Origin of the sequence: Ruminococcoides intestinihominis (assembly GCF_040096285.1) — a bacterium.
In the GTDB taxonomy this organism is placed as follows: domain Bacteria; phylum Bacillota; class Clostridia; order Oscillospirales; family Acutalibacteraceae; genus Ruminococcoides; species Ruminococcoides intestinihominis.
Genome location: NZ_JBBMEY010000002.1, coordinates 49905 through 74692, shown reverse-complemented (window position 1 = coordinate 74692; position 24788 = coordinate 49905). Strand labels below are relative to the sequence as shown.

General features: G+C 34.9%; 23 protein-coding genes. 13 read left to right on the top strand and 10 right to left on the bottom strand.

The window, feature by feature from the left end:
• Positions 1 to 4: 4 nt before the first annotated feature.
• Genes atpA through atpC form a run of 4 tightly spaced genes read left to right on the top strand, consistent with a single transcriptional unit; the run spans position 5 to position 4275 of the window.
• Positions 5 to 1510, top strand: a complete 1506-nt coding sequence (gene atpA / locus WMO18_RS01250; protein WP_022506156.1) for a F0F1 ATP synthase subunit alpha — start codon at positions 5 to 7, stop codon at positions 1508 to 1510.
• Between the two features lie 13 nt (positions 1511 to 1523).
• Entirely contained in the window at positions 1524 to 2429 is a 906-nt protein-coding gene (gene atpG / locus WMO18_RS01245; protein WP_211147201.1) for an ATP synthase F1 subunit gamma, read from the top strand.
• Between the two features lie 33 nt (positions 2430 to 2462).
• Positions 2463 to 3854, top strand: coding sequence for a F0F1 ATP synthase subunit beta (atpD, locus tag WMO18_RS01240; RefSeq protein ID WP_022506158.1), 1392 nt, complete (start codon positions 2463 to 2465; stop codon positions 3852 to 3854).
• Positions 3855 to 3867: 13 nt separating this feature from the next.
• Positions 3868 to 4275 (top strand): ATP synthase F1 subunit epsilon, encoded by a 408-nt coding sequence (gene atpC / locus WMO18_RS01235; protein ID WP_211147200.1) that lies wholly within the window; start codon positions 3868 to 3870, stop codon positions 4273 to 4275.
• A gap of 105 nt (positions 4276 to 4380) precedes the next feature.
• Here atpC and WMO18_RS01230 read toward each other — a convergent pair whose 3' ends face one another.
• On the bottom strand, positions 4381 to 4746 hold the full coding sequence (locus WMO18_RS01230; protein WP_211147199.1) for a hypothetical protein: 366 nt from the start codon (positions 4744 to 4746) through the stop codon (positions 4381 to 4383).
• A 196-nt stretch (positions 4747 to 4942) separates the two neighbouring features.
• Between WMO18_RS01230 and WMO18_RS01225 the strand changes: the two genes are divergently transcribed.
• From WMO18_RS01225 to WMO18_RS01185, 9 genes are all read left to right on the top strand, one after another.
• Positions 4943 to 7969, top strand: coding sequence for a CotH kinase family protein (locus WMO18_RS01225; RefSeq protein ID WP_211147198.1), 3027 nt, complete (start codon positions 4943 to 4945; stop codon positions 7967 to 7969).
• 158 nt (positions 7970 to 8127) lie between these two features.
• Complete coding sequence (hisC, locus tag WMO18_RS01220; protein WP_211147197.1) at positions 8128 to 9192, top strand: histidinol-phosphate transaminase; 1065 nt, start codon at positions 8128 to 8130, stop codon at positions 9190 to 9192.
• Positions 9193 to 9196: 4 nt separating this feature from the next.
• Positions 9197 to 10492, top strand: coding sequence for a histidinol dehydrogenase (gene hisD, locus WMO18_RS01215; protein ID WP_211147196.1), 1296 nt, complete (start codon positions 9197 to 9199; stop codon positions 10490 to 10492).
• Between the two features lie 27 nt (positions 10493 to 10519).
• Positions 10520 to 11107 carry an imidazoleglycerol-phosphate dehydratase HisB gene (hisB, locus tag WMO18_RS01210; protein ID WP_022506163.1) on the top strand — a complete coding sequence of 196 codons (588 nt, stop codon included), beginning with the start codon at positions 10520 to 10522 and terminating at the stop codon, positions 11105 to 11107.
• 136 nt (positions 11108 to 11243) lie between these two features.
• Positions 11244 to 11678 (top strand): hypothetical protein, encoded by a 435-nt coding sequence (locus WMO18_RS01205; RefSeq protein ID WP_211147195.1) that lies wholly within the window; start codon positions 11244 to 11246, stop codon positions 11676 to 11678.
• A gap of 92 nt (positions 11679 to 11770) precedes the next feature.
• On the top strand, positions 11771 to 12634 hold the full coding sequence (srtB, locus tag WMO18_RS01200) for a class B sortase (RefSeq protein ID WP_022506165.1): 864 nt from the start codon (positions 11771 to 11773) through the stop codon (positions 12632 to 12634).
• A complete protein-coding gene (locus WMO18_RS01195; protein ID WP_211147193.1) occupies positions 12618 to 13865 on the top strand; it encodes an LCP family protein in 1248 nt (415 codons plus the stop codon). The genes srtB and WMO18_RS01195 overlap by 17 nt, the downstream gene beginning before the upstream one ends.
• Positions 13866 to 13875: 10 nt before the next feature.
• Positions 13876 to 14082: a hypothetical protein gene (locus WMO18_RS01190; RefSeq protein WP_022506282.1), complete on the top strand. Its 207-nt coding sequence runs from the start codon at positions 13876 to 13878 to the stop codon at positions 14080 to 14082.
• A gap of 12 nt (positions 14083 to 14094) precedes the next feature.
• Positions 14095 to 14715 carry a protease inhibitor I42 family protein gene (locus tag WMO18_RS01185; protein ID WP_022506283.1) on the top strand — a complete coding sequence of 207 codons (621 nt, stop codon included), beginning with the start codon at positions 14095 to 14097 and terminating at the stop codon, positions 14713 to 14715.
• Positions 14716 to 14829: 114 nt separating this feature from the next.
• On the opposite strand, the gene gltA is transcribed toward WMO18_RS01185, so the two are convergent.
• From gltA to WMO18_RS01140, 9 genes are all read right to left on the bottom strand, one after another.
• The gene (gene gltA, locus WMO18_RS01180) at positions 14830 to 16215 is read right to left on the bottom strand and encodes an NADPH-dependent glutamate synthase (RefSeq protein ID WP_022506284.1); all 1386 of its coding nucleotides are present in this window, start codon (positions 16213 to 16215) and stop codon (positions 14830 to 14832) included.
• 1 nt (position 16216) lies between these two features.
• Positions 16217 to 17059, bottom strand: a complete 843-nt coding sequence (locus WMO18_RS01175) for a sulfide/dihydroorotate dehydrogenase-like FAD/NAD-binding protein (protein WP_022506285.1) — start codon at positions 17057 to 17059, stop codon at positions 16217 to 16219.
• Between the two features lie 187 nt (positions 17060 to 17246).
• Positions 17247 to 18944 (bottom strand): phosphoenolpyruvate--protein phosphotransferase, encoded by a 1698-nt coding sequence (gene ptsP / locus WMO18_RS01170; protein WP_367286239.1) that lies wholly within the window; start codon positions 18942 to 18944, stop codon positions 17247 to 17249.
• A 77-nt stretch (positions 18945 to 19021) separates the two neighbouring features.
• Positions 19022 to 19285: an HPr family phosphocarrier protein gene (locus WMO18_RS01165; protein WP_022506287.1), complete on the bottom strand. Its 264-nt coding sequence runs from the start codon at positions 19283 to 19285 to the stop codon at positions 19022 to 19024.
• A 128-nt stretch (positions 19286 to 19413) separates the two neighbouring features.
• Positions 19414 to 21384: a PTS fructose transporter subunit IIABC gene (locus WMO18_RS01160; RefSeq protein WP_022506288.1), complete on the bottom strand. Its 1971-nt coding sequence runs from the start codon at positions 21382 to 21384 to the stop codon at positions 19414 to 19416.
• Positions 21385 to 21407: 23 nt separating this feature from the next.
• Entirely contained in the window at positions 21408 to 22310 is a 903-nt protein-coding gene (gene pfkB, locus WMO18_RS01155) for a 1-phosphofructokinase (protein ID WP_022506289.1), read from the bottom strand.
• Positions 22307 to 23065, bottom strand: coding sequence for a DeoR/GlpR family DNA-binding transcription regulator (locus WMO18_RS01150; protein WP_022506290.1), 759 nt, complete (start codon positions 23063 to 23065; stop codon positions 22307 to 22309). The genes pfkB and WMO18_RS01150 overlap by 4 nt, the downstream gene beginning before the upstream one ends.
• Positions 23066 to 23340: 275 nt before the next feature.
• Positions 23341 to 23844, bottom strand: coding sequence for a phosphatase PAP2 family protein (locus tag WMO18_RS01145; RefSeq protein ID WP_022506291.1), 504 nt, complete (start codon positions 23842 to 23844; stop codon positions 23341 to 23343).
• A complete protein-coding gene (locus WMO18_RS01140) occupies positions 23841 to 24737 on the bottom strand; it encodes a diacylglycerol/lipid kinase family protein (RefSeq protein WP_367286238.1) in 897 nt (298 codons plus the stop codon). Before WMO18_RS01140 ends, WMO18_RS01145 begins: the two co-directional genes overlap by 4 nt.
• Between the last annotated feature and the right edge of the window lie 51 nt (positions 24738 to 24788).

Genomic DNA, 24788 nt, shown 5'->3' with positions numbered 1-24788 from the left:
TCGAATGAGCGCAATCAGATCAGATGAAATTATTTCAATACTAAAAAGTGAAATTGAAAATTTTGATTTTGATAATGGAGAGAAAGAAACCGGTACAGTTATCTCTCTAGGTGACGGTATTGCTCGTGTATACGGCATTGACGCTGCTATGTACGGCGAAATCGTTGTATTTGAAAATGGTGCAAAAGGTATGGTACAGGATATTCGTGCTAACGAAATCGGTGTTATTCTTTTTGACAAAGACCGTGGTATCCACGAAGGTACTAAGGTTTCAAGAACTCACAAAAAGGCCGGTATCCCTGTTGGTGATAACTTCCTTGGCAGAGTTGTAAACGCCCTAGGTGCTCCTATTGACGGTAAAGGTGAAATTAAAGAATCCGATTACCGTCCAATCGAATGTGCAGCACCTTCAATTGTACAGAGAAAATCAGTTGACACACCTATGGCAACAGGTATTCTATCAATCGACTCAATGTTCCCAATCGGTAGAGGTCAGCGTGAACTTATTATCGGTGATAGACAGACAGGTAAAACTTCTATTGCTACTGATGCTATCCTAAACCAAAAAGGTAACGATGTAATTTGTATTTATGTTGCAATCGGTCAAAAGGCATCAACAGTTGCAAGAATTGTTAACACACTTGAAAAGAATGGAGCAATGGATTATTCAATAGTTCTTTCAGCTACTGCATCAGACCCTGCTCCTGTTCAGTATATTGCTCCATATTCAGGTACTTCACTTGCTGAATACTTTATGTATCAGGGTAAGGATGTACTTATTGTATATGATGACTTAAGTAAACATGCTGTTGCTTACAGAGCAATGTCACTTCTACTGGAAAGATCTCCGGGTCGTGAAGCTTATCCAGGTGATGTTTTCTATCTACATTCAAGACTGCTTGAAAGATCAGCCAGACTTTCTGATGAACTCGGTGGTGGTTCAATTACTGCTCTACCAATTATCGAAACTCAAGCAGGTGATGTTTCAGCTTATATTCCTACAAATGTTATTTCTATTACTGACGGTCAGATTTTCCTAGAAAGTGACCTATTTAACTCAGGTATGCGTCCTGCTGTTAATGTTGGTTTGTCAGTTTCCCGTGTTGGTGGTGCTGCTCAGACAAAGGCTATGAAGAAGGCTGCCGGTTCTATCCGTATTGACCTTGCTCAGTACAGAGAAATGGAAGTATTTACACAGTTCTCATCAGACCTAGACCCTGAAACTAAGGAACAACTTCAGTTTGGTAAAGGCCTAATGGAAATGCTAAAGCAACCTTTATGTCATCCGCTTTCACTGGCACAACAGGTTATTTCACTTGTTGTTGCCGAAAACAAGCTAATGCTTGATGTTGATGTTAAGGATATTAAGCCATTCCAGATGAATATGCTAGATTACTTTGCTACTAAGCATCCTGAAATCGGTAAAGAAATCGAAGAAAAGAAAGTTCTTTCCGATGAACTTAAGGATAAAATCCTTGAAGTAGCAAAAGAATATAAGTCTATAAGTTAAAGGAAGTCTTGATATGGCAAATACAAGAGAAATCCAAAGCAGAATTAAAAGTATCAACGATACCCTTAAGATTACAAATGCTATGTATATGATTTCTTCAAGTAAGCTAAAAAAGGCTAAGAGAAATTATGAAAATACTCATCCATACTTTATCAGCCTACAGGATTCAATCAGAAAAACATTGAAACTTGTTCCTGATGTTGAAAACAGATTTTTCTGTGACCAAAAGTATGTTGCAGGTGACGCTGATAAGCGTAAGGGTATTATTGTTGTTACTGCCGATAAAGGTCTTGCCGGTGCTTATAACCAAAATGTTATTAAGTTAGCCCAAGAGATTATTGATACAGAAAAAACAAGTAACGATAAACTTTTTGTTATCGGTCAAGTTGGTCGTCATTATTTCAAGAAGAAAGATATTTTTGTTGACGAACATTTCCAGTTTACTGCTCAAGACCCTAGCTTAAACAGAGCCAGAAAAATTGCAGAAACTGTTATGGATTTATATGAATCTAAAGAACTTGATGAAGTTTATATCGTTTATACAAATATGAAGTCAGCTATTGCCACTGAACCAAAGGTTAAGCGTCTATTACCACTTCGTAAACACGCATTTACAGATACATCAGACCATATTGATATGGGTACTCATATTGAGAATATTACTCTTTTACCATCTGCTGATGCTGTTTTCGATAATGTTGTACCTGACTTTATTGCCGGTTACATTTACGGTGCCTTAGTTGAATCTTACTGTAGTGAACAGAATGCCAGAATGATGGCTATGCAGTCTGCTACTGATAGTGCGAAGGAAATGTTAAAGGACCTTTCAGTCCTTTATAACAGAGCTCGTCAAGCAGCTATTACACAAGAAATTACAGAAGTTATTTCCGGTGCAAAAGCTCAGAAAAATAAAGGTTAATTTTCATAATATACTTATGAAAGGATGAATATAATGAATAAAGGTAAAATCATTCAGGTAATGGGTCCTGTTGTTGATGTACAGTTTACTGAAGACACAATCCCTGAAATCAAGGATGCCCTTACTGTTGAAAATGATGGCAAAACTCTTGTTATGGAAGTAGCACAACACCTTGGTAATGACCAAGTAAGATGTATTATGCTTGCTTCTTCTGATGGTTTATATAGAGATATGGAAGTTACTGCTACCGGTTCAGGTATCAAAGTTCCGGTTGGTGAAAAAACACTAGGCAGACTTTTCAACCCACTAGGTGAAACTATTGATGGTGGCGAAAACCTAGATAATGAACAACATTGGGAAATTCACAGAGACCCACCTTCATTTGAAGACCAAAGTCCTGTTGTTGAAATTCTAGAAACAGGTATCAAGGCTATTGATCTTCTTGCTCCTTATGCTAAAGGTGGTAAGATTGGTTTGTTCGGTGGTGCCGGTGTTGGTAAGACAGTTCTTATTCAGGAACTTATCCGTAACATTGCTACTGAACACGGTGGCTACTCAATCTTTACCGGTGTTGGTGAGCGTTCAAGAGAAGGTAATGACCTTTGGACAGAAATGACAGAGTCCGGTGTTATTGAAAAGACTGCACTAGTCTTTGGTCAGATGAACGAACCACCTGGAGCTCGTATGAGAGTTGCTGAAACAGGTCTAACAATGGCTGAATACTTTAGAGATGAAATGAACCAGAATGTTCTTCTATTTATTGATAACATTTTCCGTTTCACACAGGCCGGTTCAGAAGTTTCTGCTCTACTAGGTCGTATGCCATCAGCCGTTGGTTATCAGCCAACACTAGCTACTGAAATGGGTGAATTACAGGAAAGAATCGCATCAACAAAGAATGGTTCTGTTACATCAGTTCAGGCTGTTTATGTTCCTGCCGATGACCTTACTGACCCTGCTCCTGCAACAACATTCGCTCACCTTGATGCTACAACTGTTCTATCAAGAAAGATTGTTGAACAAGGTATTTATCCGGCTATCGACCCACTGGAAAGTACATCAAGAATTCTTGAACCTGATGTAGTTGGTGAAGAACATTATGAAACTGCTCGTAAAGTTCAGGAAATTCTACAGAAATATAAGGAACTTCAGGATATTATCGGTATCCTAGGTATGGAAGAACTTTCTGACGAAGATAAAGTTACAGTTTATAGAGCAAGAAAGATTCAGAGATTCCTTTCTCAGCCATTCCATGTTGCTGAAACATTTACAGGTGTTCCTGGTAAGTATGTTCCACTAAAGGATACTATCCGTTCATTTAAAGCTATTATTGATGGTGAAATGGATGAATATCCTGAAGCAGCTTTCTTCAATGTTGGTAATCTTGAAGATGTTATTGCTAAAGCAAAGGCAATGAAAGAATAAAAGGTGATTCATAATGAATACTTTTAAATTAAAAATCTTGGCAGCCGATAAGGTTGTTTTTGATGGTGAATGTGAGAAAATGACTATTCCTTGCTTTGATGGTGAAAAGGGTATTTTGGCTCATCATGAAAACATTTTGATGGCTACTGATATTGGTATTACTAAGTTCAAGCCTGTTGATGAAGATGAGAGAGTAGTATTCACCGGTTTAGGCTTTATTGAAGTTATCGATAATGATGTTACTTTCCTTGTTCAAACAAGTGAAAGACCGGACGAAATTGATGCTAACAGAGCCAGAGAAGCTAAGGAGAGAGCTGAAGAAGCATTGCGTCAAAAGCGTAGTCAGATTGAGTATCATCACTCAAAGGCATCTCTATCAAGAGCTATGGCTCGACTAAAAGCCACAAGCAAATATATGTAAAAGTCAAAGGTTGTCCTTTATGGGCAACCTTTTTTATGTTATAAAAAAGAAAAATCCCATCTTCAATGAAGATAGGATTATACATTACGTATCTAATTGTAAAAATTATTTTCTTACTAAAAGAATTTTACCGGACTTTTTGTTTACAGTATATTTTCTTAATTTTATTGCAAGACCAATGTTTAATTTTTGCATAAATTTAAGTGTTAGAAGAATTGTAATTGCAAAAAGAATAACACATAAAGAGATAATAGCAACTGCCATAGTCCAGTAAATATCTGAGATTAAGTATGTAATACCGAAAACTATTGTGCCGATAATCCCCACAATAAGTGTTACCACACCTACAAAAACAATGTTACTTATAAGTCCACTTCTGAGAACCTTGTCACTAATATTACCGTGAATTTCAATTTCCTTCTGCTTTTCATCTAAAGCAGTATTTAGGTTTTTCATATTACTAATTTTCATAAAATCACCATGATTATTATATCATATGATTTTAAATTTGTCATTATTTTATGTTAATTAAATAGTTTACTTTGTTAAAAAATTGCAAAATAATTAGCAAATTCAACAAATTTCAAGTGGTTATTTACAAATAGTTCATTGCTTTATTTAGGTAATGGGTTTATAATAATGATGAAATATATTAGGAGGGATAAAAATGATTAAAAAACCCATTGCAATCATTCTTTCTGTAATGATGATTGTAACTTCAATGTTTACAGCTTCCTCTGCTGTATTTGCAAAAACAACATCGGCTGATGGTTTTAAATTAGGCGATACAGTATATTTTGATTGTTCATCCTGTGGTGATAATTGGACTAGTGCCTATGCTACAGAGTATATTAACTTTACAGAATATTCAAAGGCAGATAATGACGGTAAGAACATTTCCATCAATAATGCTGACAAAACAAAATATAATCCGGTAAAGGTAACTAATGACTTAGGTAACTATAAGTTTAGTTATACATTTACTAATGAAACTGCCGGTGCAAAGGCAATAAGATTTTGGAGAGGCAGTTCTGATACACTATGGAACAATTCTCCTGTTCTTACATATGAAGATTTTGCAAAAGGCAACAACTGTGTATTTGCAACAGACTTAGAGGGCAATGGTTCTGTTGGTAAATATGGTGAAAAGCCTATAGAAACTAAACCTACTGAACCATCACAACCTTCAACCGATGAATATAAGTTTAGTTATGCAAAGGCTAATAACCTTTATGTTCACGGTGTATCTGCTAATGAAAACGAAACAGAAGCTTGGCAGATATGGCAACATAAGTATGATGAAAAAGGTAAATTAACAGATAGTGGTGACTACTATTTCTTCCTACCTTCATCAACTGATAAATCTAAGATTGATGTTTATAACACATTCTCTTCAACAGTAAAGATTGGTAATGTTGAAATTCCATCAAAGTCAACAGTTACTATGAATTACACACCAAACAGTAAATATACTGTTACTGTGAATTCAACCAGCTACACTTTAAATATTATGAGAAGTGGTGCTGAATGTGCAGTTTATGTAAATAATGCAGCAAGTTTCAACGGCCAAGATTTGTTATCTTATCTAAGTGCTAATAAGTCAAATAATGCTAAGGCTACTGCAGCAGTTACAGAAAGTAACGGTAAAATTACAGATACTTCTATTAAGAAAGTAAAGGGTAGAGGTAACACTTCTTGGGCAAAGTCAAAGAAGTCATTTAATCTTAACTTTGATTCAGCACTTTCTGTTGCAGGTATGGAAAAGACTAAGAAGTATAGTATTGTTGCTAACTATCAAGATGACTCTTTGTCCAGAAACAGATTCCTATATGATTTAGGTGATCAAGTTGGTATTCCATATAACTCAGACAGTAGATATGCTGATTTCTATATTAATGGTGTATATCTTGGTTCATATCAGCTATGTCAGAAGATTGAAGTTGGTTCAAATAACTTGATTTCTGATATGACCGGTGAAGAATATATTAACGAAGATGGTACAACACCAACTGATTTCCCATTTGTTATTAAGATTGACGGTGCAGCAGAAGGTTTCTGTTTTAACACTTGTGATCAAAATATCGAAGTAGTTTCACCTGATATTACTTCATCAGATAAGGGCTATAGCAATGCTTATAACTACATTAAGGCAAAATTTGAAAAAATGTATAATGCAGTTAAGAACAATCAAAAAGATTTAGCTGATGTTATTGATGTTGATTCATTTGCCAGAATGTACCTACTAAATGAATATTGCAAAAACTGGGATGCCGGTATAAGTTCATTCTATTTTGTAAATAAAAAAGATGCTAATGGTAAGTACAAAATCTATGCAGCTCCAACATGGGATTACGATAACTCCCTAGGTAATGCAGTAGGTTCTGATGGTGGTACATATACAAAGCCTGAAGGTTCATATATTTCAACTAAAGGCGATAGAAATATGTGTACTCTAATGTACAAAAACCCTGTTATTTATAAGAGAAGTGGCGAACTATGGTATAAAGATTTTGTACCTGCTATTGAATATCTATTTAAGGGACAAAATATTTCTTCCGGAGAATTATATTCATCAGATGCTTACTACAATATAGTTAAAGATTCAGCAGAAATGAACTATACTTCCGGTAGATTGTTAAACCCAGAACCACAGTGGTTAGCAGACCATAGCACACTTTATAAACTAAGTTTTGATTACAAGACAAAGACATATACAAAGAGCACAACTGCTACTAAGTATGATACAAATACATTTAAGGGTGTATATGATTATATGGTAGATTGGGCAATTAGCCGTGCTGCATATATGTCAAATATGTTTATTGATTATTATGTAGAGCCTGTAAAACCAACTGAACCAACTGAACCAACTGAACCTACAAAGCCAACAAAACCGGAACATCAGCTTGGTGCAAACACTATTTCAGAATTCTATTTTGACAGTACAGGCAAGAATTCCGGTGATAAGCTGGAAGAATATGGTGATAAGTCCGGTTATAAAGCAACATTCGGTCAAGCTGATTTGTTCCTATCTATGAATGGTAAAAACGGCAGAGCACTTGAATGGTCAGACGCTGAGTATGGTAAAGACGGTGATGAAATTGTACCACTAATGTCAGCCGGTAAGAAAAACCCTTGGGGAGATACTCCATATATTCAAACTACTTTTGATGGAACTGATTGTAAGGATTTATCATTCTCAATTAGTATGGGTGGTAGTAGTAAAGCTCCTGCAAATTGGAAAATGCAGTATAGCATTGACGGTACAAACTTTACTGATATTTCAAACTCTAATTTCACAATTACTTCTAACAACAGAAAGGTTTTAACTAACTATATTAACAAGGTTAAACTTCCAGAAGAATGTAACGGTGCAAAGAGTGTTACAGTTAGAATTATTGCAACATCAACAACAACTATTGCAGGTGGTAATACATCAGACGAACCAACAGGTGGTGAAATTGCAGTAAATAATATTGTAATTGAAGGAAAGTCAACTCGCCAAGGTTTAATTGGTGACTTGAACCTTGATGGCAAAATTACTGTACAAGATGCTACAATTTTACAGAAACATACTGTTAAGAGATTAACTTTAATAGATGCTCAAAAAGCAGTTGCAGATGTAAACAATAGTGGCAAGATTAACATCAAGGATTGTACTGCAATTCAAAAAATGCTAGTAAGAAATTCATAATATATTTCTCTTTTAAGCCCCATGCTATAATAGTGTGGGGTTTATCCTTTTGTTTATTGACTATGTGTTACTTTTGAAGTATAATATATTTAGATGTGTAATGTTTTGCACAAAACCTATGTGATTTATAAGAAAGAGACTTTAGAACAGAGGGAAAAATGATGATTGAAGACAATTTTAGAAAAGTTGTTCCTTATGTTCCCGGTGAACAGCCTAAGGACAATGATGTTATTAAACTAAACACTAACGAAAATCCATATCCACCATCACCATCTGTACTGGATGCACTTGCTAAAGTGGATAACAATTCCTTTAGAAAGTATCCTGATCCGGATGTTACTGATTTGGTACAAGCTATTGCCGACTATCATCATTTTAAGAAAGAAAATGTTTTTGTAGGTGTAGGTTCTGACGATGTACTTGCAATGTGTTTCTTGTCATTCTTCAATAGTGGTAAGGAAATTTTATTTCCGGATGTAAGCTATGCTTTCTACAAAGTTTGGGCAGACCTTTTCCAAATTAAATATAGGGAAGTACCTTTGGATGAAAACTTTAACATTGTACCTAAGGACTATATGGTAGATAATGGTGGTATTGTTTTTCCTAATCCAAATGCTCCAACTGGACTAACACTTTCTTTATCTGATATTGAAGATATTATTATTGAGAATAAGCACAAGGTTGTTATTGTTGATGAAGCTTATATTGATTTTGGCGGAGAAACTGCACTTTCTCTAATCAATAAGTACGACAACCTTATTGTTACAAGAACATTCTCAAAGTCACGCTCAATGGCCGGTATGCGTATTGGTTATTGTATTGGTAATGAACAGTTAATTTCTGTTCTAAATTCAGTGAAATTCAGCTATAATTCATACACAATGTCCGATGTTGCAATTAAGTGTGGTGTTGCTTCCATTAATGATGATACATACTTTAAGAATATAGTAGCTAAGATTATTGATACAAGAGAAAAGACTAAAGAAAGTCTTACAAAATTAGGCTTTTCATTCCTAGATAGTTCATCTAACTTTATTTTTGCTAAGCATAATGAAATTAGTGGTGAAGAATTATTTAATGCATTAAAGGAAAATAAAATCTTTGTTAGACATTTTAATGCACCAAGAATTAATGAATATCTAAGAATTACAATCGGTACAGAAAGAGAAATGAAAGAATTAATTTCATTCCTAGACTCATATATTAGTGGTAAGAGAGGATAAGAAAATGAGAATTGTCAAATTAACTAAAGAATCAAAGAACAATATCCTTGAGGGTATGCTAAAGAGAAGTCCTAATAACTACGGTAGTTATGAAAGTGTTGTAGCTGATATTTTAGCTAATATTAAGGAAAATGGCGACAAGGCACTTTTTGAATATACTAAGAAGTTTGATAAGTTTGACCTTAATAAAGACAACATCCGCGTAACAGAAGAAGAAATTAAGGATGCTTATTCTAAGGTTTCAGAAGACCTATTAACAGTTATCAAGAAGTCACTTGTAAATGTTAAGTCTTATCACGAAAAACAAAGACAGAACAGTTGGTTTAACTCAACAGAAGATGGCACAATCCTAGGTCAGAAGGTTACACCACTTGAAAGAGTCGGTGTTTATGTACCGGGTGGTAAGGCAGTTTATCCATCATCTGTACTTATGAACATTGTTCCTGCAAAGGTTGCCGGTGTTAAGGAAATTATTATGACAACACCTTGTAACAGTGAAGGTGAAGTTAACCCTGCAGTTTTAGTTGCTGCTAATGAAGCCGGTGTTGATGAAGTTTACAAGGTAGGTGGAGCACAGGCAATCGGTGCTTTAGCTTACGGTACAGATAGCATCAAAAAGGTAGATAAGATTGTAGGTCCGGGTAATATTTATGTTGCTTTAGCTAAGAAAGCAGTTTATGGATTTGTTAATATTGATAGTATTGCAGGTCCTTCAGAAATCCTTGTTATTGCCGATGAAACTGCAAACCCAAGATTTGTTGCAGCCGATTTACTTAGTCAGGCTGAACATGATGAACTTGCATCAGCAATTCTTATTACAACCAGTGAGGAATTTGCAAAGAAAGTTTCTGCTGAAGTTGATAAGTTTGTTGCAGTTCTTTCAAGAAAAGAAATTATCTCAAAGTCACTTGATAACTTTGGTTATATCCTAGTTGCAGAGAATATGGATGAAGCTATTGATGCAGCAAATGAAATCGCATCAGAACACCTTGAAATTCAGACTGCCGATCCATTCCTAGTAATGACAAAGATAAAGAATGCCGGTGCTATCTTCCTAGGTAGTTATAGTTGTGAATCACTTGGTGACTATTTTGCAGGTCCTAACCATGTTCTTCCAACTAACGGTACTGCAAAGTTCTTCTCACCACTTTCAGTTGATGACTTTGTAAAGAAATCAAGCATTATCTATTATTCACAGGATGCCCTTAAGGGTGTTTATAAAGATGTTGCTAAGTTTGCTCGTTGTGAAAGTTTAACTGCTCATGAAAATGCAGCACTTGTTAGATTTGAAGAAGAATAATTCTTTAATGAATGAAGGAGAATTATAGTGGATAGAATTGCAGAAGTAACAAGAGTTACTAAGGAAACTGACATTTATATTAAAATTAACCTAGATGGTAGTGGCAAAAGCAAAATCAAAACCGGCATAGGTTTCTTTGACCATATGCTAGAAGGATTTGCTAAGCATGGACTGTTTGACCTTGAAGTAAAGGTTAAAGGTGACCTTAATGTTGATTGTCACCACACCATTGAAGATACCGGTATTGTTCTGGGTGAAGTTATCAGAAGAGCATTGGGGGATAAGTCAGGCATTAAGAGATATGGTAATTTTCTATTGCCAATGGATGAAACACTAGTAATGTGTGGTGTTGATTTATCAGGCAGACCTTACTATGTATCTGATTTAAAGTTCACAAATGACAGAACAGGTGAAATGGATAATTGTATGGTTGATGAATTTTTCTATGCAATTTCATATAGTGCAATGATGAATCTTCATTTTGTACAAATGCGTGGTGTTAACGACCATCATATTATTGAAGCAACATTTAAAGCCTTTGCAAAGGCTCTTGATATGGCAACAACTGTTGACCAAAGGATTAATGGAGTGCTTTCTACAAAAGGTACTATTTAATGCAATAAATTGTACTAATTTTCTCAATAATTTTGTATAACATTTTTAGAAAAAAACTTTATTTTTATTTAATATTGTGATATAATAAATTGTGAATAATATGAACTGTTATCCTTAAATATAGGAGGAAATTATTATGAAAAAAATATTTGCAATTTTAGCAATTACTGTTGTAGCAATGACAGTTTGTTTATCATCAATTAGCTTTAGTGCTGCTAGTAGAAAAAGTCCTGTAGCTACAACAACTCGTCCAAGAAATACTAATAATAACCCATCAAACCCTACCGGTAAACCCGGTGGTGGTGACGACCATAGCAATGGTAATGCCTCTACTGTAAACCCAGAGGATGATAGTAGTGAATGGTTCAGAACTTCAACTACTAACCCTAATAATGGTGGAGATAATGGTAATCCCGGTGGTGGCAACGGCACAGATGGAACAAATGGTACAGGTGATTCAACTACATCTCCTGTAACCGGTGACTATGTTGCATATTCAGTTCTTATTGCTGCCGGTTTAGGTCTATCTTCTTTGTTTGCATATAAGAAATATACTTCAAAGAAAAAGTAATCACAAAGATTATACCCCTACTTTTTAAGTAGGGGATTTTTGTTTGACCCAAATTCCTTACTATGGTATAATTTTTCTAAAGGAGTTTTATTATGAAAGAAGATAAAAATCTAGTAGAAAATAAATCTATTGAAGATATTATTAAAGAAAATGAACCGGAAAAAAAGCCTAAAAGAAAGATTGTATGGCTAATTGTTTTTATAGTTTCACTTGTTTTATGCATATGTTGTGTTGTATTTTTGGTATTGAATACATCTTCTTGTACTAATGGAGAGAGTCAGTATAAAAAGTTATCCAGCCAAGTTGTTTCACCAACATTAACAGACGATAACAAACCTAATGTTAAGAAAACTAAAGAGAAAAATCCAATTGACTTTAAGGTGTTAAATAAGATTAATAAGGATATTGTTGGATGGATAAAAATTTCCGACACCAACATTGATTATCCAATCTTGAGAGCACCTGAAAGTGACCAAAGCTTTTATCTCCATAGAGATTATTACAAGAACTATCTTTATGCCGGTTCTATCTATATGGAAAGTTATAATCAACCTGATTTTTCCGACAGAAATACTATTCTTTATGGTCATAATATGGCAAATGGCACTATGTTTGCTGATTTGCATAAATTTGAAGATTCCGACTTTTTCTCAAAGCACAAAACTTTTAAGGTATATACTCCTAAGAGTATCAAGACATATAAAGTGTATTCAGCTTATGAATATGATGATAGACATATAAATAATTCTTTTGACCATTTTAGAGATGATAAGGTCTTTAAAGAATATATTGACTATAGTTTAAATCCTACTAACGCAATAGTCAGTAATGTAAGAAAAGGCACTAAAGTAACAATTAACGATAAGCTAATTACACTTAGTACCTGTACAAACAACCGTCCTGAAAACCGATTTTTAGTTCAAGGTGTATTGATAAAAAATGAAAGAACAGAATAACGATAAATTAATTAAAATAGAGGATAGCCCTCTAATTGAAGAAAGTAAAGATTTTAACAAGAATGCTCCAATAAAAAATATTGCAAATGATACTGCAATTGATGTTGATGGTGTTTCAGGTTATGTACTTTCTTCTGTTAAGAGAAAGAGAATTAGCCCTACTAAAAATCGTAAGAAAAGTCAACACAATAAGCACAAAATGAAGAAAAGTAAGAAAGTTCTTATTACAATTCTTTCTTGTATTTTAGGTTTATGCTTACTTGTAGTGGGTACTTTCGGTTTCTTGTATTATAGTGGAAAGAATGGACTTCTCGATAAAAGTGGTATGTCGCTAAATCCACCATCAGATACAAAGGTTATTGATAACGGTAACTATATTTTCTATAACGGTCATAATTATAGATACAAGGACAGTATGACTTCAATATTGTTTATGGGTGTTGATAAGGATGAACTTGGTACTGTTAAAAATGTAGTTGGTACAGGTGGTCAAGCTGATGCACTTTACCTAATTGCTATAGACACAGACAATGGTGTTACAACAACATTCCAAATTAGCCGTAATACAATGGTAGATATTGATTTGTACAATACTGCCGGTGACTTTATCCGTACAGAAAATAACCAGATTTGTCTTTCTTATGCTTATGGTGATGGCAAAGAAACATCAGCTGAGAATACAGTAAGGTCAGTAAGAAGATTGTTTTATGGACTTCCTGTAGCTCAGTCTTATACTGCACTTGATATTAGTGGTATCTCAGCATTAAACGATTCTATCGGTGGTGTTACTGTTACTTCACCTGTTACATATAAGGATGATAATAATAAGGTTGTGTACAATGAAGGTCAAACATATGAACTTCACGGTAAAGATGCCGAGAGCTTTGTTCGTTCAAGAAACCACGAAACTGCTAGCTATAATGACAACCGTATGGCTAGACAAAAGGCATATTTAAACGCATTTATAGACAAAACAGTTTCTATGACAAAAAGTGATATTACTACACCGGTTACTATTTATAATTCAGCAAAACCTTATATGACAACTAATTTGTCAGCCGCAAAGGTTAGCTACCTTGCTACCGATTTACTCCGTAAAGGTATCACAAGTGCTGATATTCAGAAAGTACCCGGTAAAGATAAAGATGGTAAAAAATATGTTGAATATAAAGTGGATAACAAGAAGTTCTTTAAAATGATTGTTGATACTTTTTATGTTCAAGCTGATTAATGGAGGCATTATGTACAATTTACTTGCTAATTCTGAATCAATGAATGCAGTAGAAGAATTTACTTCAACCGTACCTATTGTACAAAAAGGTACTAATCATGCAGAAAACCCACTGGAAACCAATATGACTTTACAGTATGGTATTCTAATTGGTGTGTTGGTGGTTTTAGTATCTATATTAGTTTATAGAAAAGTTAAGAACAAAAAGAAAAAGTAAGGAGTATTTATTATGAAAAAGTTTTCAAAAATTATTTCCTTATTCTTAGTTTTGGCACTTTGCCTTTCAACTTTTATTGTTTCAGTAAGTGCAGTAGCAAAACCTAAGAATTACACATTAAACCTAAATGCTAATAAGTCAAAGGGCTATAGCTGGACTTGTACAGTAAACAATAAAAAGGCAGTTAACTTTACTGTCAAGAAAAAGAATGTATCAAAGACAACTTGTAAGTATACATTTACCTTTACCGGTAAGCAAAAGGGAAGTGCTATTGCAATACTAAAGTATGGCACAAAGAAAAAGAAAATTAGTCAGAAAACTATTAACCTAACTGTTGATGAAAACAAAAATGTTACTAAGACAATTCCACCAAAGAATTATGTTCTAAAGCTAAATACAACATCAACAACTAATTACAATTATTCTTATCATAGTTCAAATAAGTCAGTTGCTAATATTAGTGCTGATTTAAAGTTCAATAATAAAGGTGCAACATACATCTTTACTTTTAAAGGACTTAAGAAAGGCAAAGTTACTTATACAATTAAGTATCAAAGTAGCAACAAAAAATTATCTACAAAAGTAGTTAAACTAAATGTGGATAACAAACTTAATGTAACACTTGCAAAATAAAAAAATAAACCTCATCTAAGAAGATGAGGTTTTACTTTTGTCAATTTCTATATAAACAAGAAAGAGCAACCACAATTGTGATTGCTCTTTTGTAGCTTTTATATGTAGAACAAATTACTTATTCTTAATAGCTTCGTCAATAGCAGCAGCAGCCTTTTTACCTGCACCCATAGCTAGGATAACTGTAGCAGCACCTGTTACTGCGTCACCACCTGCATATACGAATGGACGGCTTGTTAGACCATCTTCATCAGCAATAATGCCACCCCACTTCTGAGTATCAAGACCTTCTGTAGTTGACTTGATTAGTGGGTTAGGAGATGTACCGATAGACATAATTACACAATCCATAGGAATAGTAAATTCAGAACCTTCCTTAACGATAGGTCTTCTTCTACCACTTGCATCAGGTTCGCCAAGTTCCATTTCAACACACTTAATGCCTGTTACTGCGTCATCATCATCACCAAGGATTTCAACAGGGTTTGTAAGTGTACGGAAGATAATACCTTCTTCTTTAGCGTGATGTACTTCTTCTGCTCTGGCAGGAAGTTCAGCGTCAGATCTTCTATAGATAATGTTAACTTCTTCTGCACCTAGTCTTAGTGCTGAACGGGCAGCATCCATAGCAACATTACCACCACCAACAACTGCAACTCTCTTAGCGTGCATAATTGGTGTTGTGCTACCTTCTTTATAAGCCTTCATTAGGTTAACTCTTGTTAAGAATTCGTTAGCTGAGTAAACACCCTTTAGGTTTTCACCCGGAATGTTCATAAATCTTGGAAGACCTGCACCACTACCGATAAATACTGCTTCATAACCATCTTCCATTAGTTCATCAATAGAAAGAACTCTACCGATAACCATATTTGTTTCAACATCAACACCTAAATCTCTTAGGTTGTCAACTTCCTTATTAACAATAGCCTTTGGTAGTCTAAATTCAGGGATACCATACTGTAGAACACCACCTGCTGTGTGTAGTGCTTCAAAGATAGTAACTTCATAGCCAAGTTTAGCTAGGTCACCGGCACAAGTTAGACCACTAGGACCACTACCGATAACTGCAACCTTATGACCGTTTGATTCAGGCTTCTGGATTTTTTCTGTTGAGTGTTCATTGTGATAGTCAGCAACAAATCTTTCTAGTCTGCCGATAGCAACAGGTTCTGTCTTGATACCACGAACACACTTTGATTCACATTGAGATTCCTGAGGACAAACTCTACCACAAACTGCAGGTAGGGAAGAGCTTTCGGAAATTACCTGATAAGCACCTTCAAAGTTTTCTTCAGTAATCATCTTAATGAAATCAGGAATATTAATATTAACAGGACAACCGTTTACGCAAGGCTTGTGCTTACAGTGTAGGCATCTGCTTGCTTCATCAAGAGCCATCTGCATTGTGTAGCCTGTAGCAACTTCTAGGAAGTTCTTAGCTCTTACTGCAGGTTCTTGCTGTGGCATATCTGTTCTTGGAATTTTCATATTTGGCATCTTATTTTACCTCCTTATTTAGAAGGTTACAACTTTCTTCGTAAGCGTGTCTTTCAAATTCTTTGTACATTTGACCTCTCTTCATAGCCTCGTCAAAATCAACAAGGTGACCGTCAAAGTCTGGGCCATCAACACAAGCGAACTTTGTTTCACCGCCAACTGTAAGTCTGCAACCACCACACATACCTGTGCCATCAATCATAATTGGGTTCATTGATACAATGGTTTTTACATCATACTTTTTAGTTAGCTGACATACGAATTTCATCATAATAAGTGGACCAATTGTGATAACTTCATCATACTGGTTGCCTTCTTTGATTAGTTCTTCAAGAGCGTTAGTTACAAGACCCTTTTCACCATAAGAACCGTCATCTGTCATTAGCTTAAATACATCAGAATTGTTCTTAAAGTCATCTTCTAGGATAACTAGATCTTTGTTTCTGAAACCAACTACTGAGTGAACTTCAACACCCATTTTATGAAGTTTCTTAGCAATAGGGAATGCAATAGCACATCCTACGCCACCACCAACAACAGCAACTTTCTTTAAGCCTTCTGTTTCTGTTGGTTTGCCTAGAGGACCAACAAAGTCATGAATATAGTCCCCTTCGTTAAATGAGTTTAGCTGATTAGTAGTAGCACCAACAATCTGGAAAATGATTGTTACAGTACCTTTTTCTCTGTCATAATCAGCAACAGTTAGAGGAATTCTCTCACCGTTTTCGTCAGTTCTTAAAATAATAAACTGACCTGGTTGTGCTTTTTTAGCAATTAGTGGTGCTTCAATTTCCATCTTAGTTACGGTAGGATTAAGCACCTGTTTACTTACAATTTTGTACATGTGTATACTTCCTAACATAATTTTATACCGTACTCTCATTTTACACTAATTCAGTAGTCTTTGTCAATGTAATATTCACATTTTCTATTGAATATAGCCTAAAAATGTGGTTTTTCAACATTAAAATTCGTTAAATAATTAACGGAGCATATTTTCATATACTCCGTAGATGATTTTACTATTAAAATTACTTTGCAACAGATGTTAAGTACTCAACAACTTCACTTTCTGTTTTCAGTGTAAGTGCTTTTTCTGCTATTTCTTTAGCTTCATCAATAGTCCACTGAGAGATTATCTTTCTTGTCTTTAGTACAGATGTTGCACTAACTGAAAATTCATCAAGACCAAAAGCAAGTAGTAGAGGAATTAGCAATGGGTCAGCAGCTGCCTCACCACACATACCAACCATAATATCCTTACCATCTTCAATAATTTTCTTGATACTTCTTAGTACTGCCGGTTGGAAAGCTGAGTATAAGTAAGCTACATCAGCATTACCTCTGTCAACTGCCATTGTGTAACCTGTAAGGTCATTAGTACCGATAGAGAAGAAGTCAGCTTCTTCTGCTAATAGGTCAGCAATAAGAGATGCAGCAGGTGTTTCAACCATTATACCAACTTGAATATCCTTGTTGTAAGCAATGTTTTCAGAGTCAAGCTCAGCCTTAATATTTTCAATCATAGCCTTAACTTCTCTAACTTCATCAATACAAGTTACAAGTGGAATCATAATCTTAATATTACCAAAAGCACTTGCCCTCAGTAATGCTCTAAGCTGAGGTTTGTAAACATCTTCTCTGTGTAGACAATATCTAACTGCTCTAAATCCCATAAACGGATTGTCCTCTTTTGATAAACCAAGATAAGGAATATCCTTGTCACCACCAACATCAAGTGTACGAATGATAAGTGGTTTGTCACCAAGTTTTAGAACAGTTTTCTTATATGCCTCAAACTGTTCTTCTTCTGTTGGAATAGATGAACTGTCCATATATAGAAACTCTGTTCTAAATAGACCAACACCTTCACCGTCTTTAGATAGAACTGCGTCAGCATCATCAGGTTTACCAATGTTGCAACATAGCTCAACTTTTACACCGTCAGCAGTTACTGTTTCTTTACCGATAAACTTCTTAAGTTCTTTTTTTTCTTTTTTGTATTCAATGGTCTTTTCTCTATAGATAGCAATTTCACCGTCACTAGGATTTTCAATTACTTCACCATGACTACCATCTACAATAATTTCTTGACCATTCTCAAATGTTTCCATAACATTAGGAACAGAAAGTACAGCCGGAATTTCCATTGCTCTTGCTAGAATTGCAGAGTGACTTGTTTTGCCACCAACTTCTGTTACAATACCAACAATGTTTTCTTTTACAATACAAGATGTCATTGATGGTGTTAAGTCTTTAGCAACAAGAACTGTACCTGATGGGGCAGAGGCAATGTCAACTTCTTCCTTACCAAGTAACATTGTAATAAGACCGTTCTTAATATCTTCAACATCAGATGCTCTCTGTTTAGTTAGTTCATCATCAGCCATTGAAAATACACCGATGAACATATCACATACCTGAGCAACTGCATCTTCAGCACAACAACCACTTGAAATATTACCTTCAATTGAACTGCTCATTGCAGGGTCTTTTATCATAAGTAGGTGACCAAGAATAATGTCAGCTTCTTTTTCACCAATAGTGTTCTTAATGTTTTCAGCTTGTTTTTCTGTTTTTTCACAATATGCGTCAAAAACTTTTCTATATCTATCAATTTCAGCTTGAGTATCTGTAATCTGTTTCTTCTCATAATCAAGAGAAACTTCTTCAATAAGCATTACTTTACCAATACCGATACCTTCTGATGCGTTTACACCTTTTAACATAATTTCACCTCTTAAAAGAAAAAGCAGGAGAATTATAATAAATAACTCTCCTGCTAATGTACTTAACTAACGATTAATTATTCACCAAAGCCTGTTAAAATCATTTCAGCAGCTTCTTTCATTGCAGCTTCTTCGTCCGGACCTTCAATCTCAACTGTGATTTCTGTGCCACACTTGATACAAGCAGCAATTAGGTTCATAATGCTTTTACCATCAATTCTATTGCCATCTTTAACGATAGTAACTGTGCTTTGGTACTTACCCATTGCAGATGTAAAAGTTCCTGCAGGTCTCATATGGAAACCCTGACTATTAGTTATAGTAAATGTTTGTGATACCATTTTAATTTCTCCTCTTTGATTAAAAAAGTTTTCTCATCACAAATATTATACAATATAAGTCAATTATTATCAATATTTAATTGTGTCAAAATTGAGTTTTATATTATTAAATTGTGATTATATTTTAATTACTTAGATTTCTTCTTCATAAATAGAGCAAGTAGAATCATTGAAATAAATGAACCAACTGCTAGGGCAAGAATGTACCAGTACCATGTACCTGACATTGTAGCAAATACGAAAATACCACCGTGAGGAGCCATTAACTTACAACCGAATAGAGCAGATAATGCACCGGCACTAGCTGAACCTACGATACAAGCAGGAATAACCTGTAGAGGGTGACCTGCAGCATAAGGAATAGCACCTTCTGAAATGAATGATAGACCCATAATATAGTTTACAGTACCGTTCTTTCTTTCTTCAGCTGTCCATCTGTTTTTGTTAAATGTTGTTGATAGAGCAATAGCAATAGGAGGTACCATACCACCAATCATTACAGCAGCCATAATCATATAAGAAGCATCTGTACCTGTTGAAAGCATACCTGTTGCAAATACATAAGCAGCTTTGTTGAAAGGACCACCCATATCAATAGACATCATACCTGCAAGTAATGCACATAGAGGAACCATTAAGCCTTCTGTTTTGCTCATTGCTGTTAGAGCATTTGTCATACTTGTGTTAATCCAGCCCATGATTGGGTTAACTGCACACATAATAACTGCAATAGCACCTAAACCTAGTAGTGGATAAATAAGAACAGGTTTAATACCTTCAAGTGAATGAGGTAGTTTGTCACATGCCTTTTCAATCATTAGCATAATCCAACCACCTACAAAACCGGCAAGTAAGCCACCTAAGAATCCTGAAGGAACTGCAGCAGCAACACCTGCTTCAACAGCTGCATCACCGGTTAAAGCACCAGGGTTAGCAAAAGTTGCACCACTAGTTGCTAGGAAACCACCTACTAAACCAACTAACAAACCCGGTCTGTCAGCAATACTCATTGCAATGAAACCGGCTAGGATTGGAACCATTAGGTTAAATGCAACACCACCGATTGTCTTTAAGAAAGCAGATGCAGGAGTCATTGTACCAAAGTTACCACTACCTGAACCACCATAACCGCAGATTGTATCAATTAAGAATGCAATTGCAATAAATAGACCACCGGCTACAACGAATGGTAGCATATGTGAAACACCGTTCATTAGGTGTTTATAAAGCTTTCTACCAAAGCTTTCACCTTCAATTTCATCACTTGAAGCAGCAGCTCCACCATGATGATGGTAAATAGGAACTTGACCACTTTCGATTTTTTCGATAAGTTCCTTTGGCTTGTGAATACCGTCAGCAACCTTAGTTGAAATAACAGGCTTACCGTCAAAACGAGCCATTTCAACATTCTTATCGGCAGCAACAATGATACCGTCACATTCTTCAATTTCTTTCTTTGTAAGAATGTTCTTAGCACCAGCTGAGCCGTTAGTTTCTGCCTTTAGAGGAATACCCATTTCTTTACCGGCTTTTTCAAGAGCTTCAGCTGCCATATAAGTGTGGGCGATACCTGTAGGACAAGCAGTTACTGCAAGAATTCTGTAACCGTCTTTCTGTTCCTTTTTAGCAGGTTCGTCAGGGTATTTTACTTTTTCAAATTCATCAATTGCTTTTAGAAAAGCGTCTTTATTTGGAGCGTTGAGCAACTTGTTCTTAAAGTCAGCGTCCATTAGCATTGTCATTAGTCTAGCTAAAACTTCAAGATGTACATCACCGTCATTTGGTGCTGCAATCATAAAGATTAGATTAGAAGGCTTACCGTCCATAGCCTCATAATCAACACCATCCGGTACAGTTACTACTGCAAGAGCAGGTTCTTTAACAGCTTCACTCTTTGCGTGTGGAATTGCAATTCCGTCACCAATAGCTGTAGTTCCTCCGGCTTCTCTTGCCAAAATTCCTTCTTTGTAGACCTTTGCATCAACAAGATTACCGGCTTTGTTGTGCAAATCTACTAGTTTGTCAATTGCTTCAGATTTTGAATTTAGCTTAACACCAAGTTCAATACAATCCTTTTTGAGTAAATCAACGATCCTCATAATTTTACCTCCTGTTTATAAATTTAGATTTTATTGAGTAAATCTATTACTTCCTGTTTTGTAGCCAGACTTTCTGAAAAGGCTGAAGCACTACCGGCAGCAGTACCCATTCTTAAAGCATATTTGTAGTCACCTTTTTCTAGGTATCCGGCACAGAATCCGGCAACCATTGAGTCACCGGCACCAACAGAGTTCTTGACCTTACCTTTTGGTGTACCAATCTTGTGTGCCACATCATTTTCATCAACAAGAATAGCACCGTCACCTGCCATAGAAATAAGTACATTCTTTGCACCTTGTTTCTTTAACTCTCTGGCATAGTAGATAATTTCATTGTCTGTTGTAAGTTCAAGTCCAAAGATTTCACCAAGTTCGTGATTATTTGGCTTGATTAGAAATGGTTCATACTTTAGTGACTTAACAAGTAAATCACGAGTAGCATCAACAACAAATCTTATGCCCTTGCCATATAGTCTTTCCATAATTCTCTCATACATATCATTTGGGAGAGAGGTTGGGATTGAACCGGCAAGTACAAGTGTGTCGCCTGACTGGAGATTATCAAGCTTTTTAAATAGTTCATCAATTGCAGAGTTTGGAATTTCCGGTCCTCTGGCATTAATATCGGTTTCTTCAACACCTTTAATGTTTACATTGATTCTTGTGTTACCCTCTTTAAGGCTGATGAAGTCGGTTTTAACACCCATTCTTTCTAGTCCGTTTCTAAGTGCATCACCGGTAAAACCGGCAACAAAACCAAGAGCAACATTTGGAACTTCTAGGTTTGTTAGAACTCTGGAAACATTAACACCCTTACCACCAAGGTTCATATATTCTCTTGTAGTACGGTTAATTTCTCCAATGTTAAAACTAACTAACTCAACAACATAGTCAATTGCAGGGTTAAAGGTAACTGTGTAAATCATCCATCTACCTCCTTAATTACAGCTAAGTCTTTGTAGCTATTATCTGTAAGTTTGTCTGTAATGATGCAAGAATTTGACATCTCTCCAAAAGAAACAGAAAACACTCTGTTAAATTTACTATGGTCTGCAAGAATATAAGTAACATAGCTTTTTTCGTGAGCTTTGTTTTTTATCATTGCTTCATCAATGTCAGGTGTAGTAAAACCGTTTGCCTTAGAGATACCGTTAGTACCAAGGAAACATTTTGAGAAGTTATATCGGTTAAGTTCTTCAATAGCAGTAACGCCAATGATAGCTTCTGTAATCAGTTTTAATTCTCCACCAATAACAAATGCTCTAAGTCCTTTTCTAACTAAGCTTTTTGCATGAACAATACCGTTAGTAACAAATGTTGCTTTGATATTTTCAGGCAAATACTTAATTAGTTTTTCTGTTGTAGTACCGGCATCAAGGTAAACAAAATCATCATCTTTTATAAGGGATGCTGCGTACTTAGCTATGTTCTCTTTTTCCTGAGAATGAAGATGTGACTTTGTAACAAAGTCATCCTCGGTGTTTACAAATCCATCGTCAGATTTCTTTAATGTGGCACCACCATGAACCTTTTCAAGTTTTCCTTGTTCATTAAGTGTGTTTAAATCTCGTCTGACTGTTGATTCAGAAGTACCTAAAACTTCTGATAATTCTTGAACTGTAACAGCTCCTTTTTTTTCTAGTAAATTTAGAATTGTGTTAAATCTTTCTTGTGTCAACATTCAATCACCTTCTATGGTTTAAATTATACATAAAAATATTAGCTTGTCAATAGAAATTATGCATTTTCTTGATATATTTTTCATTTTCTTTCAAATTACTTCAAATAAACGCATTATTTCAATCAAAAAGCGTCATATTTTTGATTTTTTATAGAATTTTTTAGTCTTGTTTATGTAAATTTTGCACAAAAGTATTATGCACAATTTACATTTAATAATAAAGAAAGGCGATGAAAAATTCATCGCCCTTAGTTTAATTTTTCTAATTTCATAAATCAGAATATAAAGAAAAACAATATTCCGATAACAGAACTAATCAATATACCTGCAACAACATCACTAATATAGTGTACACCACAAAGTGGTCTTAATGATGCCATTACTAAAGATATACTCAGTGAGATAATTCCAAGTACCGGATTAATGTACAGAAAAGCATATGAAAGTATAAAAGCACTTGCTGCATGACGAGAAGGAAAACTTTTTCCTTTGGTGTCTTTTGGAAACACAGGTGTGTAGTTATATTTTTCATATGGTCTTGTTCTGTTAATTAATAATCTCATTATAGTTACACCAATAAATGTAACCAGAGGAATTACAATAACCTTGATAATCCTTATATCTTTAGTAAATAAAAGGTAGCATAATAGAATAGGATAGCCTAGAAAAATTGAAAACGGTACAAACTTGTAAATGAATTTTACTACTTTGTACAGAGCATTATTGTTTTTTATTGTGTTAATACATTTTAAAAATTGTTCTCTTTTGATTTTAATCACCCTTTATTTGGTCGTAAAAATTCAATAGCTCTTTCATGATTATGAATTTCCACATTATCGGTTTTGCCACCAAATTCACCGTCAAGTGTCCAGTTAAGTGGTTCTTCACTAATAATTTTAAAGTTGCTACTTCTAAAATATTCAAAGTGTTTACTGTTTAGCTTACCACTTAATGTGTCGTTAAGTGTTTCTTGAAATTCAATAGGGTTCTTAGGTTTCTTTACAAAGATAGCTTCAAATTTACCGTCATCAAGAGAAACATCATCTCTGTCGATTTTAAGTAATCCACCTACAGAAAAAGTATTGCAAATCATACCGAAAATATAATTACCTTCAACAGTTTTATTTTCTGTAATAATTTTTACATTAGCACTTTTAATTTTTGTAAGACTTTTAATACCCTCAAGAATATAAGCTGTTTTGCCTAGCATATTTTTAACACTTTGTGATGTTGAGTAAGCAACCTCAGTAAATGCACCAAAACCTGCAATATAGTTAAAGTATCTGTCACCGAATTCTCCAATATCATAAGGGAAGATACTACTATCCAAAATTTGGTCAATACATTTGTTAACATTTTTAGAAATGCCAAGTGAAGTTGCAAAGTCGTTAACTGTACCAGCAGGAATATAACCACAAGGTTTTCTTCTTTCCTTTTCTACTTTCATATATCCTGTAGTAACTTCATTAAGTGTACCGTCACCACCGGAACAAATGATAGTATCGAAATTATCCATATTTTCAACTACAAATATAGTAGCATCGCCTTTTGCTTTAGTAGGCATAACTGTTACTACACCCATAGTTGATAGATTTTCTACAATATAAGAAAGCTTTGACCTTATTGCACCTTTACCTGATACAGGGTTATAAATGAATAATATCTTTTTCATGATTACTATTATCTCCTTACCGTACACGATATTATAACATATCAAAGTTGA

Bases quoted from the DNA above. Each gene is read 5' to 3' on its own strand.
- atpA (WP_022506156.1), top strand. From the start codon at position 5: ATGAGCGCAATCAGATCAGATGAAATTATTTCAATACTAAAAAGTGAA.
- atpG (WP_211147201.1), top strand. From the start codon at position 1,524: ATGGCAAATACAAGAGAAATCCAAAGCAGAATTAAAAGTATCAACGAT.
- atpD (WP_022506158.1), top strand. From the start codon at position 2,463: ATGAATAAAGGTAAAATCATTCAGGTAATGGGTCCTGTTGTTGATGTA.
- atpC (WP_211147200.1), top strand. From the start codon at position 3,868: ATGAATACTTTTAAATTAAAAATCTTGGCAGCCGATAAGGTTGTTTTT.
- WMO18_RS01230 (WP_211147199.1), bottom strand. From the start codon at position 4,746: ATGAAAATTAGTAATATGAAAAACCTAAATACTGCTTTAGATGAAAAG.
- WMO18_RS01225 (WP_211147198.1), top strand. From the start codon at position 4,943: ATGATTAAAAAACCCATTGCAATCATTCTTTCTGTAATGATGATTGTA.
- hisC (WP_211147197.1), top strand. From the start codon at position 8,128: ATGATGATTGAAGACAATTTTAGAAAAGTTGTTCCTTATGTTCCCGGT.
- hisD (WP_211147196.1), top strand. From the start codon at position 9,197: ATGAGAATTGTCAAATTAACTAAAGAATCAAAGAACAATATCCTTGAG.
- WMO18_RS01205 (WP_211147195.1), top strand. From the start codon at position 11,244: ATGAAAAAAATATTTGCAATTTTAGCAATTACTGTTGTAGCAATGACA.
- srtB (WP_022506165.1), top strand. From the start codon at position 11,771: ATGAAAGAAGATAAAAATCTAGTAGAAAATAAATCTATTGAAGATATT.
- WMO18_RS01195 (WP_211147193.1), top strand. From the start codon at position 12,618: ATGAAAGAACAGAATAACGATAAATTAATTAAAATAGAGGATAGCCCT.
- WMO18_RS01190 (WP_022506282.1), top strand. From the start codon at position 13,876: ATGTACAATTTACTTGCTAATTCTGAATCAATGAATGCAGTAGAAGAA.
- WMO18_RS01185 (WP_022506283.1), top strand. From the start codon at position 14,095: ATGAAAAAGTTTTCAAAAATTATTTCCTTATTCTTAGTTTTGGCACTT.
- gltA (WP_022506284.1), bottom strand. From the start codon at position 16,215: ATGCCAAATATGAAAATTCCAAGAACAGATATGCCACAGCAAGAACCT.
- WMO18_RS01175 (WP_022506285.1), bottom strand. From the start codon at position 17,059: ATGTACAAAATTGTAAGTAAACAGGTGCTTAATCCTACCGTAACTAAG.
- ptsP (WP_367286239.1), bottom strand. From the start codon at position 18,944: ATGTTAAAAGGTGTAAACGCATCAGAAGGTATCGGTATTGGTAAAGTA.
- WMO18_RS01165 (WP_022506287.1), bottom strand. From the start codon at position 19,285: ATGGTATCACAAACATTTACTATAACTAATAGTCAGGGTTTCCATATG.
- WMO18_RS01160 (WP_022506288.1), bottom strand. From the start codon at position 21,384: ATGAGGATCGTTGATTTACTCAAAAAGGATTGTATTGAACTTGGTGTT.
- pfkB (WP_022506289.1), bottom strand. From the start codon at position 22,310: ATGATTTACACAGTTACCTTTAACCCTGCAATTGACTATGTTGTTGAG.
- WMO18_RS01150 (WP_022506290.1), bottom strand. From the start codon at position 23,065: ATGTTGACACAAGAAAGATTTAACACAATTCTAAATTTACTAGAAAAA.
- WMO18_RS01140 (WP_367286238.1), bottom strand. From the start codon at position 24,737: ATGAAAAAGATATTATTCATTTATAACCCTGTATCAGGTAAAGGTGCA.